This is a genomic window from Amycolatopsis sp. NPDC043887, from assembly GCF_056435665.1.
Genome location: NZ_JBWKEB010000013.1, coordinates 20,256 through 36,068 on the forward strand (window position 1 = coordinate 20,256; position 15,813 = coordinate 36,068).

Sequence of the window (15,813 nt, forward strand, 5' to 3'; positions counted from 1 at the left end):
TGTTCGGCGACGGGAGCTGGGTGCGGTGAACGGTGATCAGGCGGAGCTGGAAGCGGAACTCGAGCGACTGTGCCACCGGGTGGCCGACGCCGCGGAAGTCACGGTCGACCTGCGGAATCGTCCCGATCTGCGCCGTGTCCGTTCCGTGGTCGCCGACCGCATCGGCTTCGGGCGCGGCGCGGACGAGCCGGGTGAACTACGCGTCGTCCGGCAGCTTCGCGGCTTCCTGGTCGAGGTTTCCGACGACGGCCCGGATCTGGAAGGGTTGCGGTCCTTCCCCGCTTCGGCGCATTACGGGCTCCGTCTGATCGGCCGGCTCGCCGTCGACTGGGGTTTCCGAACGGAGCGGACCGGGAAATCGGTGTGGGCACTGGTCCCCCACGATCGCTGAGGAGCGCCCCTATGTCCACCGTGACCCGAGCCGCCGACACCGTGCTCGACCGGACCCTGCTCGGGTACAGCAGCATCGGGCACTTCCTGCGGCGGCACTGGTGGCCCGAGGATCCCGCGCCGGACGCGCTCGCGGGCAAGGTCGCCGTGGTGACCGGCGCGAAAGCGGGGTTGGGGAAGGCGACGGCCATCGGGTTGGCGAAGCTGGGGGCGACCGTCCGGATCGCGATCCGCGGCGACGGCGACGCCGCCCGCGCCGAGATCGAGCGCGCCGTGCCCGGCTCGCGGATCGTCGTCGACCAGTGCGATGTCAGCCTGATGTCGTCCGTACGCGACTACGCCAAGGACCTCGACGGCGAGGTCGACATCCTGGTGCACAACGCCGGGGTCATGCCCGCGGAACGCACGGAGACGGCCGAGGGCAACGAACTCATGCTCGCCACGCACGTACTCGGCCCTCATCTGCTGACCGCGTCGCTCCGCCCGAAGTTCGGCGAGGGCGCGCGGGTGATCTGGGTCAGCTCCGGTGGCATGTACGGTCAGCCGTTGCGCGCCGACGACCTGCAATACCGCCGGGACGAGTACAAGCCCGCCGCCGGATACGCGCGCACCAAGCGGATGCAGGTGGTGCTCGCCGAGCTCTGGGCGGACCGGCTGGACGGCTCCGGGGTCACCGTGCACAGCGCGCATCCCGGCTGGGCCGACACTCCCGGAGTCGCGACCTCCCTGCCGACGTTCCGGAAGCTGACGCGGCGGATCCTGCGCGACCCCGGGCAGGGCGCGGACACGTTCGTCTGGCTCGCCGCCGCCGAGGAACCGGGCCGGTACAACGGCATGTTCTGGCACGACCGCGTCCAGCGGCCGACGCACTATCTCGGCAAAACCCGGGAAACCGCCGCGCAGCGCCAGGAACTCTGGCAGGCCTGCGAGCGGTTGACCGGACGCTAGACCAGGTCCACCATGGCCACCGCCGGAACGGTCGGGGCGGGCGAACCTCCGGCGGGTTCGGCGGTGATGCCGACGCGGTCGATCCCGCCCGGCAGGTCCGCGAGGACCGGGTGGGTCCGATGTGGACCGTCCGGCGCCAGCAGCCCGGCGGAATGCACGCCGCTCGCCCCGATGAGCCAGACCTGATACGCCTTTCCGGGCGCCAAGGGCGGGAGGTCGCCGGCCACTACGACGATCTTGCCCTTGCTCCGCGAGGTCACGACCGTGGTGGTCCCGCGTTCGGCGCCCTCCTTGACCGTCGAGGCGTCGGGCGCGGTGAGCACGGCGTTCACGGAGGCCAGCTGTTGCTGTGCGGGGTCGGCTCCCGGATCGGTGGACGTGGTGACCAAGCTGAACACCAGCGCTCCGACGGCGGCCGCCGCGGCACCCCAGAGGGCGATCCTCGTCTTCGCCGGCCCACCTCGGCGCGCGACAGCGACCAGCGGAGGCCACTGACGGGTGCGGGCGACCTCCGTGAGCGTCGCTTCCCGCAGCCTCGGCGGTGGTGGCGTGGCGAGGGCTGCCCCCAGACGCGCGGCGGCCTCGCGGAGTTCCCGGACCTCCTGGCCGCACGCGGGGCAGCCCCGCAAGTGCCGTTTGAAGGCCGCGGCCTCTTCCTCCGGGACGGCGTCCACGGCGTAGGCCCCGGTCAGCGTGTGCAGCTCGGCCGTCATTGCCCGACCCCCAAGCAGTCACGCAACCGGATCAGTCCGTCGCGGATGCGGGTCTTCACCGTGCCGGGCGCGGTCTTGAGCACTTCCGCGACTTCCGGGTACGTGTAGCCGTTGTAGTAGGCCAGCACCACCGATTCCCGTTGCAGATCGGTCAACGCGGACAGGCACTGGCGCACCCGTTGCTGCTCCAGGTTGCTGATCGTCGACTCGGCGACCTCGTCGAACGGGCGGCGGAAGTCGAGCCGTCCCGCGCGATCGTCCCGGTCGAGCGCGGCCTGATGCGAACGAACTCGGTCCACCGCCCGCCGGTGCGCGATCGTGAGCACCCAGGCCAGCGTGCTCCCCTTGCCCGGTTTGAACCGGGCGGCCGTCCGCCACACCTCCACCAGGACCTCTTGGGTGACCTCTTCGGCGAACGTGCCGTTGCGGACGACCCTGTTCACCACTCCCCACACCGGTCCGGCCACGACGTCGTACAGGTCGGCGAACGCCTGTTCGTCACCTGCCGCGACCCGTTCCATCAAACTCGCCTCGACAGGCACCGCTCCGGTGCCGCCGCTTCCGCGCGGACTCGTCCGCACACCCTCGACCATCAAGCCGCCTCCACCTCACCCGACGCCCGGCTACGCGGTTCCGTGGCGTCCGGGAGGGATTCGGTGCCGAGAGCGGATCGGACTGGTCCGGGCTACCCCTGTTCTTCGAGCACGGTGTCCATTGTGGACTTCAGCTGCCGCAGGAAGGCCTCGAACCGTTCGATCTCCTCCACCGGGTACTCCGCCACCAGCGCCGCGAGCCCGGCGCTGAACGGGCCGAAGAACTCACGCGCGGGCCCCTGGATGTCCGGGCCGCTGCGCAGGGTCACCCTCCGCCGGTCGCTGTTCTCCCTGGTCCGCACCACGTAGCCGAGGGTTTCCAGCCGGTTCAGCAGATTCGTGGTCGCGCCGGAGGTCAGCGCGATGCGTTCGCCGAGCCGGGCCGGGGACAACGGCGATCCGGTGTCTTCGGCGTAGAGGATCTCCACCAGCGCGGCGGCGTCGGTGGCGTGCAGGCCGAGCCAATCCGCGAAACGCCGGGTGAACTCGGTGTAGTTCGCTCCGAAGCTCCGGAGGCCGTCCAGCAGCGACGCGCTCCGCGCCGCGACGTCGTCCTCCATCACCCCTCCTCGGATCCGTGCGCTTTGACAACCTACCGGCTCCGAATATACCTTCACTATGAAGATACTTTCCCATGAAGGAGTTTTTGTGCTCCCCGATCCATTCGCCGCGACGACCCGCGGCATCACCGAACCCGACCCTGTCCGTCCAGCGCTGCGGGCCGCCGGTCCCCTCGTCGAAGTGGCCGCCCCCGAGGGCGGAAGCGCGTGGATCGTGACCGAGGAGAAGCCGGCCCGCGAGGTGTTGGCGGACCCGCGCTTCGCGAAGGATCCCGCGCTCGCCCCCGAGGGATGGACCGGCCTCGAACAAACCGCCGCCGAACAGCCGTCCCTCACCACGCTGGACGGCCCCGACCACACGCGACTGCGGCGAGCGCACGCTCCTCTGCTGAGCGCCAAACGGATCCAGGCGCAATCCGACCGGATCCACCGGATCGCGCATGCACTGCTGACGGACCTCGGCGGCGGAACGGTCGACCTCATGGACGGGTTCTCCACCCGTTTCCCGCTCACCGTGCTGCTCGACCTGCTCGGTATCCCACTCCACCTGCTCGACGTCGCCGTCGACGCGTGCCGCCGGATGTCCGACCCCGAGCCGGGCGCCCAGGGCAAGGCCATCGCCGCGATCGCGGACCTCGCCGCCGCGGGGCTGACCCCGAACCGAAAGGGACTCGCGACGGAACTACGCGACAACCTTCCGCCCGAGACGTCCGAAGAGGACCTGCGGTATCACCTGTTCGCGTTGATCTTCGCCGGGCAGCTGACCACCGACGCCTCGATCGGCTTCCTCGTCTCGCGGCTCCTGGACGGGGACACCACCCCCGAAAGCCACCTGGTCCGGGAAACCCTCCGGATGCACCCGCCCGCACCGTTCACGCTTTGGCGGTTCACGACCTCGGAGGTCGTTCTCGCCGGGACCCGGCTCCCCGCCGGGGCCCCGGTGCTCGTCGACATCCAGGGCATCAACACCGACCCGGCCAGGAAACCGGGCCCGGACCTGACCTTCGGCGCGGGCCCGCATTTCTGCGTCGGCGCCCAGCTCGCACAGCTCGAACTGCGGGCGGTCGCGACGGTTCTCCGCACGGACTTCCCCGAAGCCCGGCTCGCGGTGCCCTATGGCGAACTGCGGCAAACGTTCCTCGGCGGCATCCAGGGAACACGGCTCACGAGCCTGCCGGTGGTCCTGCACGACTGAAAACGGGCCGGGGCGCGGAAATCCGCCGCCCCGGCCCGGAAGGAAACGCTATTTCTTGAAGGTGTCGCGGATCTTGTCCGCCGCGTCGCCGACGGCGTCCTTCACGTTCTCGACCGCGCCCTTGAGACCGGCCTTCGCCTGGTCCGCCTGGCCTTCCGCGCGCAGTTCCTCGTTGCCGGTGGCGTCGCCGGCGGCCTCCTTGGCCTTACCACCGAACTCCTCGGCCTTGTTGCTGATCTTGTCGCCCAACGACATCGGGTCCTCCTCCGTCCGTGGCGCCCGGATCGTGCGCCTTACGTCCGAAGGACAAACGAAGATCGGGATTCGTCACGCGCACGGACGGGTGATCGTCCTCACCCGAGCAGCGACGCCACAGCGGCCGCGAACGCCTCAGGGGCTTCCTGCGGGACGTTGTGGCCCACCCCCGGCAGAACCCGATGCTCATACGGCCCGGTGAAGTACTCGCGGTCGCCCTCCGCGCTCGGGCCGCCGATACCGTCGTCCCCGCTTTCCAACACGACCGTCGGCACCGTGATGGCCGGCTCCTTCGCGATCAGGTCTTCGAGCGCCTGATACCGCGGATCGCCTTCCACCAGGCCGAACCGGTGCCGGTAAGAGTGGATGACGACGTCGACGAAGTCCGGGTTGTGGAGGCTGGAGGCGCTGGCCGGGAATGCCGCCTCGGCGCCCGTCCAGGTCGGCGACCAGGTGCACCACAACAAGGCGCACAGCTCGTCGCGGTTCTCCGCCAGCCCGCGCCGTCCGCGCTCGGAGTGGAAATAAAACTGGTACCAGTACGTGCGTTCCCACTCCGGCGGAGCGGGTTCCCCGGCGTAGGCGAGATTCTGGACGTTGTAGCCGTCCACCGAGACCAGCCCGCGCACGCGCTCGGGCCGGAGCGCGGCCGCGATGCACGCCGCGCGGCCGCCCCAGTCGTATCCCGCGACGACGGCCTTCTCCAGCCCGAGCGCGTCCATGAACTCGAACAGGTCCTGCGCGAGGGCGGCCTGTTGTCCGGAGCGGGGTGTCGCCTCGTCGAGGAAGCGCGTCCCACCGAACCCACGGAGATACGGGACGTACACGGAGGCTCCGCCCGCCGCGACGAGCGCGGCGACCTCGTCGTAGGCCCGCACGTCGTACGGAAAGCCATGGAGCAGGACCACCGGCGGCCCACCCGCTTCACCGGCGTGTTCGTACTCGATCTCGAGCACCGGCGTGGTGACCCGCCTCGTCCCCATCAGCCGGACCAGCCGCTCAGCCGGGTCAGAAGCCGTTCCAGGACTTCGGGATCGGCGCCGACGGGCTCACCGGAGACGGGTTCGTCCACCAGGGTGCGACGGTCGCCCCGCCTCGGCAGCCGGACCTGTCCGGCAGACAGGCCACCAGGCAGCGGCAGCTCACACCAGAGGGTCACGCCGCCGGTCTCGCTCGGCGCCACCCCGGTCCGCTCTCCCGGAGCGGGCGTCGGCACGGGGAGTCCGTCCAGCGCGTGGTCGACCTCGATGACCAGCACGTCCGACCGCAGGCGCAATCTCAGCGTCAGGAAGGGCGGCTCCTTCGGATCGGCCGCGTCGACCAGCGTGCCCACCAATCTGGCGGCGGCGGTCTTCGCCTGATCGAGCAACGGCCGCAAGGACCAATCCGACAAGATGAGACGGACGAAGAGCTCGGAACACAACATGGCATTCGGTTGTGCCACCAGCCGGAGGTCGTCCATCTGGGAAGTGCGCGCGCTCAAACCAAGGCCTTCCTCGTCGACGTGCGAGCGTGCATCATGCCACTCCTTCCGGTGAACCCTCACGCCGCCTCACGCAACGCTTTGGTCCTGTGGAGTCACTCGTCTTTGGTCCTGTCCATCAGACCAAAAAGCGCGCACAGTGATCCAGTGAGCATCGCCTTCCTGGTCACCACGCTGGTCGTGGTCGCCACGCCCGGCTCCGGCGTGGTCTACACCCTTTCCGCCGGACTGGCCCGGGGCAGACGCGCGAGCGTCGTCGCCGCGCTGGCGTGCACCCTCGGCATCATCCCCCACATGGTCGCCGCGATCACCGGTCTCGCGGCGCTGCTGCACGCGAGCGCGGTGGCGTTCGAGATCATCAAGTACCTCGGCGTCGCCTACCTGCTCTACATGGCGTGGGCGACCCTGAAGGACCGTGAGGCGATCGTCGTGGACGGCGATCCCGAACCGGCGTCGACCCTGCGGACGATCACCTCCGGCGTGCTGATCAACGTCCTGAACCCGAAGCTGACTTTGTTCTTCTTCGCGTTCCTGCCCCAGTTCGTCCCGGCGGGCGAGCCCGGTTCGATCCCTCGGATGCTGCTGCTGAGCGGGGTGTTCATGCTGGCCACCTTCGTGGTGTTCAGCGTGTACGGCGTCCTCGCCGCCGGCGTGCGGCACCACGTCCTTTCCCGGCCGCGCGTGCTCACCTGGCTCCGGCGGATCTTCGCCGGTTCCTTCGCCGCGCTCGGCGCCAAACTCGCGTTCACCACCCAGTAGACAGGTTCAGCATGCGACTCCAGCACCACCCGGAAATCCGCGCCGCTCATCCCGCCCTCGCCGTCGGCACACTGCGGGCCACCGGCATCACCCCGGAAATGCCGGTCGACGTCGAGAAGTTCCTCGCGCGGGCGACGCGGCGGCTCGCGGACGGGCCCGAATCGGAATTCCCCGAGATCCAGGCCTGGCGGCGGGCGTTCGCCAAGATGGGCCTGAAACCGACGCAGTACCGCTGTGCGTCCGAGTCACTGCTGCGCAGGCTGCGGAAAGAAGGCACGCTTCCCCGGATCCACCCGGTGATCGATCTCTGCAACGCGGTCTCGGTCGCCTACGCCGTCCCGGTCGCGGTGCTCGACGTCGCGAAGATCAGCGGCTCGCTGGAAGTCCGCCACGCGCGGGGCGACGAGAAGTACGTGACCTTCGCCGGCACGGTCGAGCAGCCGAACCCCGGCGAGGTGATCTTCGCCGACGAGGACGGCCAAGCCCACGCGCGCCGATGGACGAACCGGCAGAGCGGGCACTCCGCGGTCTCCGCCACGACGTCCGACGTGCTGATCGTTTCCGAAGGGCTGCACGCGACAGCGGGCGAGGACGTCCGGCTGCTGATCGAGGCCATCGCGCGCGAACTGGCGACGGCGGGGGTCGTCACGAGGCCTTGAGGGCCTTCTCCAGGCCCGCGCGGGTCATCCTCGACCGCCCCTTGATGTTCCGCTCCCGTGCCAGCTTGTCCAGGTCGGCTTTCGACAGCGAAGAGAGGTCCTTCTTCGCTGTCGGCTTCTTCGCCCCGGACTTCTTCTTGGCCTTCCCGCTCTCCACGCTCTTCGAAAGCGCCTCGAACAGGTCGACGACCTTCGTCGGCTCACCGGGTTCGGTCGCGGGCGTGATGGTGTCGCCCTTCTTCTTGGCCTTGATCAGGTCCCGCACGCGGTCGGTGTAGGTGTCGCGGTAGTCCTCGGGCCGCCAGTCGTCGCTCATCGCGTCGATCAGGCTGATGGCCATGTCGAGTTCCTTGCCGCGCGCCTTCGCCTTGCCCGGCAGGTCCGGCAGCTGCTCGGCGGGATCCCGCAGATCGGCCGCGAAATGGAGGGTGTTGAGCACCATCACGCCGTCACCGGAGCGCACCAGCGCCAGGTACTCGCGGTTGCGCATGACGAACTTGGCGATCCCGGCCTTGCCCGACGAGTCCATCGCCTCGAGCAGCAACGCGTACGGGCGCTCGAACTCGTCCTTCGCGGGCGCGAGCCAGTACGTCTTGTCGAAGAACATCGGGTCGATCGCGTCCAGCTCGACGAAGCTCTCGATTTCGAGCGACTTCGACCGGCCGGGGGCGATCTCGTCGAGCTCCTCGGGTTCGACGACCACGTACTCGCCGTTTTCGAGCTCGTAACCCTTGACGATGTCTTCGTAGCCGACTTCCTTGCCGGTGCGCTCGTTCACCCGCCGGTACCGGATGCGGTCCTCGGTTCCGCGCTGGAACTGGCGGAAGTGCACCGTATGGTCCTCGACCGCGCTGTAAAGCCGGACCGGCACCGTCACCAGACCGAGCGAAAGCGAACCGCTCCAGACCGGACGCATGGGCACACTCCTCTCCTCCAGCGGGCTGGTACCCGGAATCCCGGCGGATCACACCTGGTCAGAGGCTGAACGCGAGGGACTGCAGGAGAACGACCCCGAGGAACACGAGGGTGAAGGCGAGGTCGAACGCGACCCCGCCCGCCCGCACCGGGCGCACCACGCGGCGGACCGGCGCCAGCACGGGCTCGGTCAGCCGATGGGCGATCCCGCGAGCCCGGAAGGCCCAGCCGGGCGGACGGGTGGCGAGGTTGACGACCCAGTCGAGCACCATCCGGACGATGAGCACGATCAGGAACAGGGTGAGCAGGAAGCCCAGCAGATCACCTAGAGCACTCATGGCGGCACACTCCTCTTCGGTCCAGTGTGCCGCGCTTTGCTGGGAGCAACCTGTGACAGGCAGAAAGGGCTACCAGGGCGGTTGGCCACCCCCAGTTCGAAGGCCAACCGCCGCGGAGCCCCTACACACGGTTCGGCGCGCTGCCCCGTCGCGCCGACCCGCCAGCTGATGTCTTCAGCTTTCCAAGGCCCTGCATCGGAATTACATCGGCACTCCACCGCCGGGCATCCGCGCAGTTCAGGGGCGGCCGGGCGTAGAATCGAACCGGTTTCAGGGCAGGCCCGCGCGCGCCCGTTAGGCCGAATGCCGTAGTGCGTCGCCCGCGCTGATCTGGCTGGAGGCCGAAGCGGTGGGTTAGGGTGCCGGTCAGCCGGCGAACGGACTGGAGGTAGTGCGTGAGCACGCTCACGGCCTCGGACGACATAGTCGCATATGACCGCTGATCGTTTACCCGATTCGGCGGGATCGCCCACCGGCCGGCCCTCCCAGCTCAGCTTCTCCGTTCTCGGCCCGCTCGAAGCCGAGGTCGACGGTGTCCCCGTCCGGCTGGGCGGACGCCGCGAACAGCGTCTCCTCGCCGCCTTGCTGATCAACGCGGGCAGGCTGGTCCCGGTGTCGTACCTGATCGGCACGATGTGGCCGGAGAATCCGCCGAAGACCGCGGTCCGCCAGGTCAGCAACGCGATCGCGCGGCTGCGGCACGACCTCGGCGTGGCCAGGTCCGCCGTGGTCACCACCGGCTCGGCGTACCGCGTCGTCATCAGCAGCGCCTCGCTCGACTCGGTCCGCTTCGAAGCGGACTACAACCAGGGCGCCGAACTCCTTTCGGCCGGGCTGATCTCCCAGGCGGCCGCCAAGCTGGCGGACGCGCTCTCGCTCTGGCGCGGGCCGGCGTTCGACGGTCTCGAAGGCGACGCCATCGAACAGACCGCGCGACGGCTCGACGAAGAACGCCTGGCCGCCTGTGAGCTCTTGATCGGCGCCAGGCTCCGGCTCGGCGAAACCGAAGCGTCGGCTCGCGAGGCCTTCGACCTCGCCGCCTGGCATCCCACGCGCGAGACCCTGCAGTGCCTCACCATGCTGGCGCTCTACCGGGCGGGCCGCGGCGCCGACGCGCTCCGGACGTTCGACCGGACCAGGGTCGCGCTCGCCGAGGAGCTCGGCGTCGACCCGAGCGCCGAACTGAGCGCGCTCCACCAGCAGATCCTGCGCGCCGACGCCGAGCTGATGACCGACAGCGCCCTCGTCCGGTACGGCGTCGGCGGGCTCCGGGCCGGAATGGACACCGGCGGACGTCGCGAGGACGCGGACGCGCAGAAGGCGCTGTTCCCCCGCCCCGCGCAGCTTCCCGCGGACCTCCCCGCGTTCGGTGGCCGTGCCGCGGAACTGCGGACCGTCCTCGAGATCGGCCAGGCAGGCTCCCCGGCGGGGCCGAGGCTGATCGCGATCGACGGGATGCCCGGTGTCGGCAAGACCGCGCTGGCCGTCCACGCCGCACACCGGCTCGCGCCGCTGTTCCCCGACGGGCAGCTCTTCGTGAACCTCGAAGGGTTCTCGCCCGCGGGCGACCCGGTCGACCCTGGGGCCGCACTCGAGGCGCTGCTGCGATCGCTCGGCATCCAGGGTTCGGACATTCCCACCGGGACCGAACAGCGCGCGGCGCTCTTCCGGAGCTGCCTCGCCGGCAAACGCGTGCTTCTGGTGCTGGACAACGCCATCGGGGCGACGCAGGTGAACCCGCTGCTGCCCGGTTCGGCGAGCTGCTGCGTGCTGATCACCAGCCGCACCCGGCTCGTGGACCTCGACGGCGCCGAACTGCTCTCGCTGGAACCGTTCAGCCGGGCCGACGCCGTGGAACTGCTCGGCCGGATCGTCGGGCCTTCGCGGTTGAGAAGGGAATCCCCGGACGCGGCCGACCAGGTCGCCAGCCTGTGCGGTGATCTCCCGCTCGCGCTGGCCGTCACGGCGAGCAGACTGCGCGCGCGGGCATCGTGGACGCTCGACTTCGTCGCCAGGCAGCTGCGCGACGAACGGAACCGGTTCGGCGAGCTCACCGCCGGGGAACGCGACGTCGCGGGCGCGTTCCGGGTGTCCTATCTGAACTTGACCGAGACCGAGCGCCGGGTGTTCCGCCGGCTGAGCCATCACCCCGGCGCCGCTTTCGATCTCCACTCGACGGCGGCCTTGGCGGAAGTGAGCCTCGGCGAGGCCCGCCGCCTCGCCGAACGCCTCGTCGACGTGAACCTCCTGCGCCAGCCGTCGATGGACCGGTACGAGATGCACGACCTGCTCCGCAGCTACGGTCGCGAACTCCTGCTCGCCGAAGAGCCCGAGCACCAGCGCGAGGCGATGATGCGGCGGCTGTTCGACTACTACCGCAGCACCGTCGCGGCCGCGATGGAGTTCATCGACCCGGACTCCGAAGACGAGCCGGGGGGCCTCGAGGTCCCGAAGAGCGAGTTCGGACAGTCCTTCGCCGACTACGACCAGGCTGCGCACTGGATGGACGCGCAATGGCAGAACGTGCTGCCGGTGGCCGTCGCGATGAACAACCACCAGCAGTACTCCGACCTCGTGCCCTTCTGTTCGGCGGTGTGGCGCTACTTCGACAACCGCGGCTACTACCGGCAGGCCAGGGAGCTGGAAACCCTCGCCCTGTCCGCGGCGCGGGTCACCGGGAACGTGGTCCTCGAGTACCAGGCCCTGCACATGTACGCGCTGACCCTGTGGCGGCTCAACGAGTTCACCGAAGCGAACCGGCTGTTCAACGAGGTGTTCGAACTGGCCGCGACCACCGGCGACATCCGGATGCAGTGCCGGGCCAGGGGCAACTCGGGGGTCACCCACTGGCTCAAGGGCGAGTCGGACGAGGCCATCGAACACCTCGGCTGGGTCCGCGAGACCGCCCACGCCCATGGCAGTGTCCTCATCGAAGCCCGCGCCAGGCACCGGATCGGGCTGATCCACACCGAGAACAGGCGCTATCCCGAAGCCGCCGAGGAACTCGACCAGGCACTGAGGCTGGCCCAGGAGAACGAATCACCTGATCTCGAGGCGGAATGCTTTCTCGCCCTCGGTATCAATTCGCGCGGACTCGGTGACGGCGCGCTCGCGGTCAGTCAGTTGACGACCGCGGTCGAAGTGCTCGAATCGACCGGGAATCGCAGCATGCTGCCCATCGCCCACAAGGAGATGGCGTTCGCGTTCGACATTCTCGGTGAGCGAATGAATGCGGACCGTCATCGCCGGTTCGCATTGCGCCTCTACACCGATCTCGGCATTTCGGAGTTGCCAGAGGTTCGCGAACTCAAACAGCGCCTGAGCGATTACTCGGCGTAATTCTCCGTTTCGCTCCGGTACTCTGTTGGCGTAGGTATATTCGCTTGACCGGAGTAACCGCTCACGGAGAGGATCGGCGACATGCACGATGAAGACGACGACGAGTTCTTGTACGAGCTCGAAGCGGAGTACAAGGCGCAGAGCACCTGGGGCGGGTTCGAGCCGCCGCCGCACGGCGGGCCTCCTTTCCGCTCGCGACACTGAATGACCAGACGTATTCGGAAAGTATTACTGGGGACTGGGGCACAAGACATTCGATGCTGGTCAGGGTTTCCTCATGCGGAACGCTTTATTGGTCCGATGGTGACGTCGTCTGGGACGACCACCTCGGCCATCGCCAGCTGAAACTCGCCGAAGGAACCGAACGCGTCCTGCGCTGGTTCAGTTCTTGGCGAGAACCGGAATCGATCCGCACCGCGGACGAGAATCCCGAGACCGGGGAAAGGCTCGTCCGCATCGCGCGAGCGATGATCCGGTACGACGTGCTGGTGGTCAAAGGTTCTTCCCGGCAACAACGGGAAGAGGAGATCCTTCGGGATTGGGGGCCTTGGGGAACGTCCGCGCGGGCGTTTCACTTCGGTACCCGCTCCTTGCGGGAGACCGAGTTCACGACCAGCGAAATGACGGCGAAAACCTTGCTGGAGAAGGCGAAGGCCAGTCCTCCGCCCTCTCCGGTGAGGCCTTCCGGCGAGCACGACGCGATAGCGCTGCCCGAACCGTCACCGGAACCCTTGAACGCGATCGCATTGGGCGACGCGCTGAACCAACGCAGAAGTGTCCGCGAGTTCGGCGAAGAACCCTTGCGGCTGCGCGATTTGAGCGCACTCCTCACCGCGGCCCGGCCGACGAGGCCGGAAACGCATTCCGACATCCCCGCCACCGGGAACGTCTTCAAGACGAGCCCGTCGGGCGGAGCCCGGCATCCGACAGAGGTGTACGTCTACGCGAGGAACGTCGAGGGCCTGGATCGGGGGGCCTACCACTACGACGGTTTCCGGCACAGCCTCACGCCACTGGACGCCAAGATCGACGACGACGAACTCACCGCGCTCGCCGGCGACCAGCAGTGGACCCGGAAGGCCGGCGCGCTGCTGATCTACACCAGCGTCATCGAGCGGAACCAGTGGAAGTACCCGGTGAGCCGCACCTATCGGGTGCTGCTGATGGACGTCGGCCACCTGAGCCAGACCGTGTACCTGATGGCGACCGCGCTGGGACTGAGCGTCACGTTCACCGCGGCGCTTCGCGACGAACTGGTCGAGGATCTTCTCGGCTGCGATCCGGCCAACGAACTGGTGCTGGGCATGTCCGTGCTGGGCACTCGTTTGTGAGTACCTGAAGGGCTTTGCCACATTTCGGCGACGGCGCTTCGGGGGTACTGCCGGCGACAGTCGCCGCTGCGAACGTCGCCGTGTCGCGGCCGCAGTCGCACTGAGATCCCGGGTCCTGCACACACGCGGCCGAGCCGTGGCCGAATTTCGGCGACGCCGCTGGACCGCACAGCCACCTAGCGAGCGCTGCGACCACAGTCGCCTTGAGATCCCGGGGCCTGCACACACCGCCAAGCCGTGGCCGAATTTCGGCGACCGCACCGGCACCGTGGCCGTTTTCGGCGACGGCCTCAGAACGGTGGCGGTTCCTCGTCGAGCGGTGTGCGGGGTTCGTGTAGTGGTGGTGGTGTGCTGTCGTAGCTGTGTCCGGTGGGTGTGGTGATGGTGAGGGTGCCGTCGGCGGCGAGCCGATAGACCCAGCCGGGTTCGTCTTTCAAGCGGTGGTCGCGGCGGCAGAGGTCGATCAGTTCGGTGTCACTGGTGTGGCCACCGAATTGCCAGGGCACCGAGTGGTCGAGGTCGCAGGCTTGGGCGATGCGGTGGCAGCCGGGTCTTCGGCATTCCCGGTCTCGCACCCGCACGAACTCGCCCAACCCGGCGCTGGGCCGATACCGGTCCCGGCCCAAATCCAAGACCTGCCCGGACAAGGGGTCGGTGATGATCCGCCGCAACACCGTGTCCGGGCCGGACGCGATGTGCCGGGCCAGCGACGCCGGGATGTGCCCGTGCCCGGCCAGCTCGGCCGGGTCCTCGTTCAGTCCCAGGTAAGTGTTGAGGTCCATGTAGAGGAACACTTCGGATCGTTCGGTTTTGCCGCCTTGGCCACCGAGGAGGAGGTCGAGGGCGACGTCGGCGCGCAGCTGGTCCAGGGTGCGGTTCTCGCCGCAGGTCTTGAGCGCGCGTGCCTCGCGGTCGATCCGGGCGTAGGCGGCGGCGACCTTCTCCACGGGGCCGTCCTCGACATCGATCGAGGCGACCCCGGTCTCGCCGTGCCGGATCGACAACCGACGCCCGGCGCGGTGCCGCTCCGCCCGGCGGGCGGCGCCGTCACGGTCGGCCATCATCGCCGCGTGGTTCGCCGCCTTCCGGATCTGTTCGGAGTTCCGGCCCGGTAGCCGGTCCTCCAGCACCGCGTCCACCGCACGGGCATCCTCGTCCGACAGCCACGCCGTCGCGGTAGCGACCTTCATCGCCCCATAACCGCCCACCTGTCCGCGATCCAGCAGCCCCAGCGTGCGCGGCAGCCGGGTGGTCAACGCCGCCGCCGTCGACACCAACCCGGCCGCGTGACCGTCCACAACAGACAACGCGAACGCGACCTCCTGCACCACACTCGACGCACCGTCACGGTGGCGGTTCAGCTGCGCGAGTGCACGGAATCGGACGGCCTCCAGCCGTGCGATTCCTTCTGATGCCGCGACAGCGGTGTCAACAGCATCCTTGTCCTCCAACGAATCCAGTGCGGCAGTGACCTCCTGCAAAGCATCAGGTGAGGTGATTTCCTTGAGTAGCGCCACAGTGGCGTTGCGGGTATCCACGCACAGAAGCTACATCCGACCACCGACAGTTTCCGGGCCAGCGCAAGTTTTCGTTACACGGCAACGAAGAACTGCGTCGCGCCGCAGTAGGCGCCGCGCTGGTCGGACCGGATCGTCTCGACCTCGGTGCCGCCGACGAGCCGCGTGATCCGCAGCGCGCCGGACAGCAGGAGATAGAAGCAGGTGGCCGGTTCACCCTCGCGGATGACCGTCTCGCCGCCGGTGTAGTGCTCCAGCACGGCGTGCTCGTCGATCCAGTCGAGCTGTTCCTCGCCGAGGTGCTCGAAGAGGAAGAGCCCGCGCAGTTCCTCCCTGGGCAGAACGCTCATTGCTCCTCCAGATAACGGTGGACGAGGGTGACCGCCATGGCGCCTTCGCCGACGGCCGACGCGACGCGCTTCACCGACGCCGCCCGGACGTCACCCGCCACGAACACGCCCGGGATGGACGACTCCAGGTAGTGCGGGTCGCGGTCCAACGGCCAGCCGGGCGGCGGGCCGCCCTCGGTGAGCAGATCGGGGCCGGTGCGCACGAAACCGTGGTCGTCACGCTGGATCTCCGTGCCGAGCCAGTCGGTGCGCGGGGCCGCGCCGATGAAGATGAACAGGTGCCCGGTGGGCACGGTCTCGGTCGCGCCGCCGTTCTCGCACAGGGTCAGCCGTTCGAGATGATCGTCGCCGCGCGCCTCGACCACCGTGGTCCGGGTGCGGACGTGGACGATTCGAGCGACTGGCCGCGGACGAGGATGGTGCCGTCGGCGGCGTGCTTGGAGAAGAACACCGCCGCCTGATAACGAC

General features: G+C 68.8%; 17 protein-coding genes and 2 pseudogenes. 8 read left to right on the plus strand and 11 right to left on the minus strand.

Annotated elements, in window-relative coordinates; genetic code table 11:
- Positions 1-25 precede the first annotated feature (25 nt).
- Together AC069H_RS30260 and AC069H_RS30265 are read left to right on the plus strand one after the other, a co-directional pair.
- Positions 26-391, plus strand: a complete 366-nt coding sequence (locus tag AC069H_RS30260; protein WP_478234603.1) for an ATP-binding protein — start codon at positions 26-28, stop codon at positions 389-391.
- A gap of 11 nt (positions 392-402) precedes the next feature.
- Positions 403-1,338, plus strand: a complete 936-nt coding sequence (locus AC069H_RS30265) for an SDR family NAD(P)-dependent oxidoreductase (protein WP_340687776.1) — start codon at positions 403-405, stop codon at positions 1,336-1,338.
- On the opposite strand, the gene AC069H_RS30270 is transcribed toward AC069H_RS30265, so the two are convergent.
- The 3 genes from AC069H_RS30270 to AC069H_RS30280 form a co-directional block, all read right to left on the minus strand.
- Entirely contained in the window at positions 1,335-2,051 is a 717-nt protein-coding gene (locus tag AC069H_RS30270) for an anti-sigma factor (protein ID WP_478234604.1), read from the minus strand. The two genes, AC069H_RS30265 and AC069H_RS30270, sit on opposite strands and share 4 nt — an antisense overlap.
- Positions 2,048-2,644 carry an ECF RNA polymerase sigma factor SigK gene (sigK, locus tag AC069H_RS30275; protein WP_478234605.1) on the minus strand — a complete coding sequence of 199 codons (597 nt, stop codon included), beginning with the start codon at positions 2,642-2,644 and terminating at the stop codon, positions 2,048-2,050. Before sigK ends, AC069H_RS30270 begins: the two co-directional genes overlap by 4 nt.
- A gap of 92 nt (positions 2,645-2,736) precedes the next feature.
- Complete coding sequence (locus AC069H_RS30280; RefSeq protein WP_478234606.1) at positions 2,737-3,204, minus strand: MarR family winged helix-turn-helix transcriptional regulator; 468 nt, start codon at positions 3,202-3,204, stop codon at positions 2,737-2,739.
- An 88-nt stretch (positions 3,205-3,292) separates the two neighbouring features.
- On the opposite strand from AC069H_RS30280, the gene AC069H_RS30285 reads away from it, so the two are divergent.
- Positions 3,293-4,399, plus strand: a complete 1,107-nt coding sequence (locus AC069H_RS30285; RefSeq protein ID WP_478229716.1) for a cytochrome P450 — start codon at positions 3,293-3,295, stop codon at positions 4,397-4,399.
- A gap of 48 nt (positions 4,400-4,447) precedes the next feature.
- Here the strand turns inward: AC069H_RS30285 and AC069H_RS30290 are convergent, their stop codons facing one another.
- The 3 genes from AC069H_RS30290 to AC069H_RS30300 all read right to left on the minus strand — a co-directional run bounded on the left by AC069H_RS30290 (position 4,448) and on the right by AC069H_RS30300 (position 6,137).
- Complete coding sequence (locus AC069H_RS30290) at positions 4,448-4,654, minus strand: CsbD family protein (protein ID WP_044849933.1); 207 nt, start codon at positions 4,652-4,654, stop codon at positions 4,448-4,450.
- Between the two features lie 98 nt (positions 4,655-4,752).
- Positions 4,753-5,637 carry an alpha/beta fold hydrolase gene (locus AC069H_RS30295; RefSeq protein ID WP_478234607.1) on the minus strand — a complete coding sequence of 295 codons (885 nt, stop codon included), beginning with the start codon at positions 5,635-5,637 and terminating at the stop codon, positions 4,753-4,755.
- On the minus strand, positions 5,637-6,137 hold the full coding sequence (locus AC069H_RS30300; RefSeq protein WP_478229713.1) for an ATP-binding protein: 501 nt from the start codon (positions 6,135-6,137) through the stop codon (positions 5,637-5,639). Before AC069H_RS30300 ends, AC069H_RS30295 begins: the two co-directional genes overlap by 1 nt.
- Before the next feature lie 147 nt (positions 6,138-6,284).
- Between AC069H_RS30300 and AC069H_RS30305 the strand changes: the two genes are divergently transcribed.
- Positions 6,285-6,896, plus strand: a complete 612-nt coding sequence (locus tag AC069H_RS30305; protein ID WP_478234608.1) for a LysE family translocator — start codon at positions 6,285-6,287, stop codon at positions 6,894-6,896.
- Positions 6,897-6,907: 11 nt separating this feature from the next.
- The gene (locus tag AC069H_RS30310; RefSeq protein ID WP_340687768.1) at positions 6,908-7,555 is read left to right on the plus strand and encodes a B3/B4 domain-containing protein; all 648 of its coding nucleotides are present in this window, start codon (positions 6,908-6,910) and stop codon (positions 7,553-7,555) included.
- Here the strand turns inward: AC069H_RS30310 and ku are convergent.
- Positions 7,542-8,471 (minus strand): non-homologous end joining protein Ku, encoded by a 930-nt coding sequence (gene ku, locus AC069H_RS30315; protein WP_478234609.1) that lies wholly within the window; start codon positions 8,469-8,471, stop codon positions 7,542-7,544. The genes AC069H_RS30310 and ku overlap by 14 nt on opposite strands.
- A 58-nt stretch (positions 8,472-8,529) precedes the next feature.
- Positions 8,530-8,808 (minus strand): YggT family protein, encoded by a 279-nt coding sequence (locus AC069H_RS30320; protein ID WP_340687766.1) that lies wholly within the window; start codon positions 8,806-8,808, stop codon positions 8,530-8,532.
- A gap of 432 nt (positions 8,809-9,240) precedes the next feature.
- On the opposite strand from AC069H_RS30320, the gene AC069H_RS30325 reads away from it, so the two are divergent.
- The 3 genes from AC069H_RS30325 to AC069H_RS30335 all read left to right on the plus strand — a co-directional run bounded on the left by AC069H_RS30325 (position 9,241) and on the right by AC069H_RS30335 (position 13,478).
- Complete coding sequence (locus tag AC069H_RS30325) at positions 9,241-12,147, plus strand: AfsR/SARP family transcriptional regulator (protein WP_478234610.1); 2,907 nt, start codon at positions 9,241-9,243, stop codon at positions 12,145-12,147.
- An 81-nt stretch (positions 12,148-12,228) separates the two neighbouring features.
- Complete coding sequence (locus tag AC069H_RS30330) at positions 12,229-12,351, plus strand: hypothetical protein (protein WP_340687764.1); 123 nt, start codon at positions 12,229-12,231, stop codon at positions 12,349-12,351.
- Between the two features lie 53 nt (positions 12,352-12,404).
- Positions 12,405-13,478: a SagB/ThcOx family dehydrogenase gene (locus tag AC069H_RS30335; protein WP_478234611.1), complete on the plus strand. Its 1,074-nt coding sequence runs from the start codon at positions 12,405-12,407 to the stop codon at positions 13,476-13,478.
- A gap of 290 nt (positions 13,479-13,768) precedes the next feature.
- On the opposite strand, the gene AC069H_RS30340 is transcribed toward AC069H_RS30335, so the two are convergent.
- From AC069H_RS30340 to AC069H_RS30350, 3 genes and pseudogenes are all read right to left on the minus strand, one after another.
- Positions 13,769-14,995, minus strand: coding sequence for an HNH endonuclease signature motif containing protein (locus AC069H_RS30340; protein ID WP_478234732.1), 1,227 nt, complete (start codon positions 14,993-14,995; stop codon positions 13,769-13,771).
- 83 nt (positions 14,996-15,078) lie between these two features.
- Positions 15,079-15,345 (minus strand): annotated as a pseudogene (locus AC069H_RS30345) (cyclic nucleotide-binding domain-containing protein); the annotation flags it as partial.
- Positions 15,342-15,805, minus strand: a pseudogene (locus tag AC069H_RS30350) (NAD(P)/FAD-dependent oxidoreductase); the annotation flags it as partial. The pseudogenes AC069H_RS30350 and AC069H_RS30345, both read right to left, overlap by 4 nt.
- Positions 15,806-15,813 lie beyond the last annotated feature (8 nt).

Bases quoted from the DNA above. Each gene is read 5' to 3' on its own strand.
- AC069H_RS30290 (WP_044849933.1), bottom strand. From the start codon at position 4,654: ATGTCGTTGGGCGACAAGATCAGCAACAAGGCCGAGGAGTTCGGTGGT.
- AC069H_RS30335 (WP_478234611.1), top strand. From the start codon at position 12,405: ATGCTGGTCAGGGTTTCCTCATGCGGAACGCTTTATTGGTCCGATGGT.
- AC069H_RS30270 (WP_478234604.1), bottom strand. From the start codon at position 2,051: ATGACGGCCGAGCTGCACACGCTGACCGGGGCCTACGCCGTGGACGCC.
- ku (WP_478234609.1), bottom strand. From the start codon at position 8,471: ATGCGTCCGGTCTGGAGCGGTTCGCTTTCGCTCGGTCTGGTGACGGTG.
- sigK (WP_478234605.1), bottom strand. From the start codon at position 2,644: ATGGTCGAGGGTGTGCGGACGAGTCCGCGCGGAAGCGGCGGCACCGGA.
- AC069H_RS30295 (WP_478234607.1), bottom strand. From the start codon at position 5,637: ATGGGGACGAGGCGGGTCACCACGCCGGTGCTCGAGATCGAGTACGAA.
- AC069H_RS30280 (WP_478234606.1), bottom strand. From the start codon at position 3,204: ATGGAGGACGACGTCGCGGCGCGGAGCGCGTCGCTGCTGGACGGCCTC.
- AC069H_RS30325 (WP_478234610.1), top strand. From the start codon at position 9,241: ATGACCGCTGATCGTTTACCCGATTCGGCGGGATCGCCCACCGGCCGG.
- AC069H_RS30320 (WP_340687766.1), bottom strand. From the start codon at position 8,808: ATGAGTGCTCTAGGTGATCTGCTGGGCTTCCTGCTCACCCTGTTCCTG.
- AC069H_RS30310 (WP_340687768.1), top strand. From the start codon at position 6,908: ATGCGACTCCAGCACCACCCGGAAATCCGCGCCGCTCATCCCGCCCTC.
- AC069H_RS30265 (WP_340687776.1), top strand. From the start codon at position 403: ATGTCCACCGTGACCCGAGCCGCCGACACCGTGCTCGACCGGACCCTG.
- AC069H_RS30330 (WP_340687764.1), top strand. From the start codon at position 12,229: ATGCACGATGAAGACGACGACGAGTTCTTGTACGAGCTCGAAGCGGAG.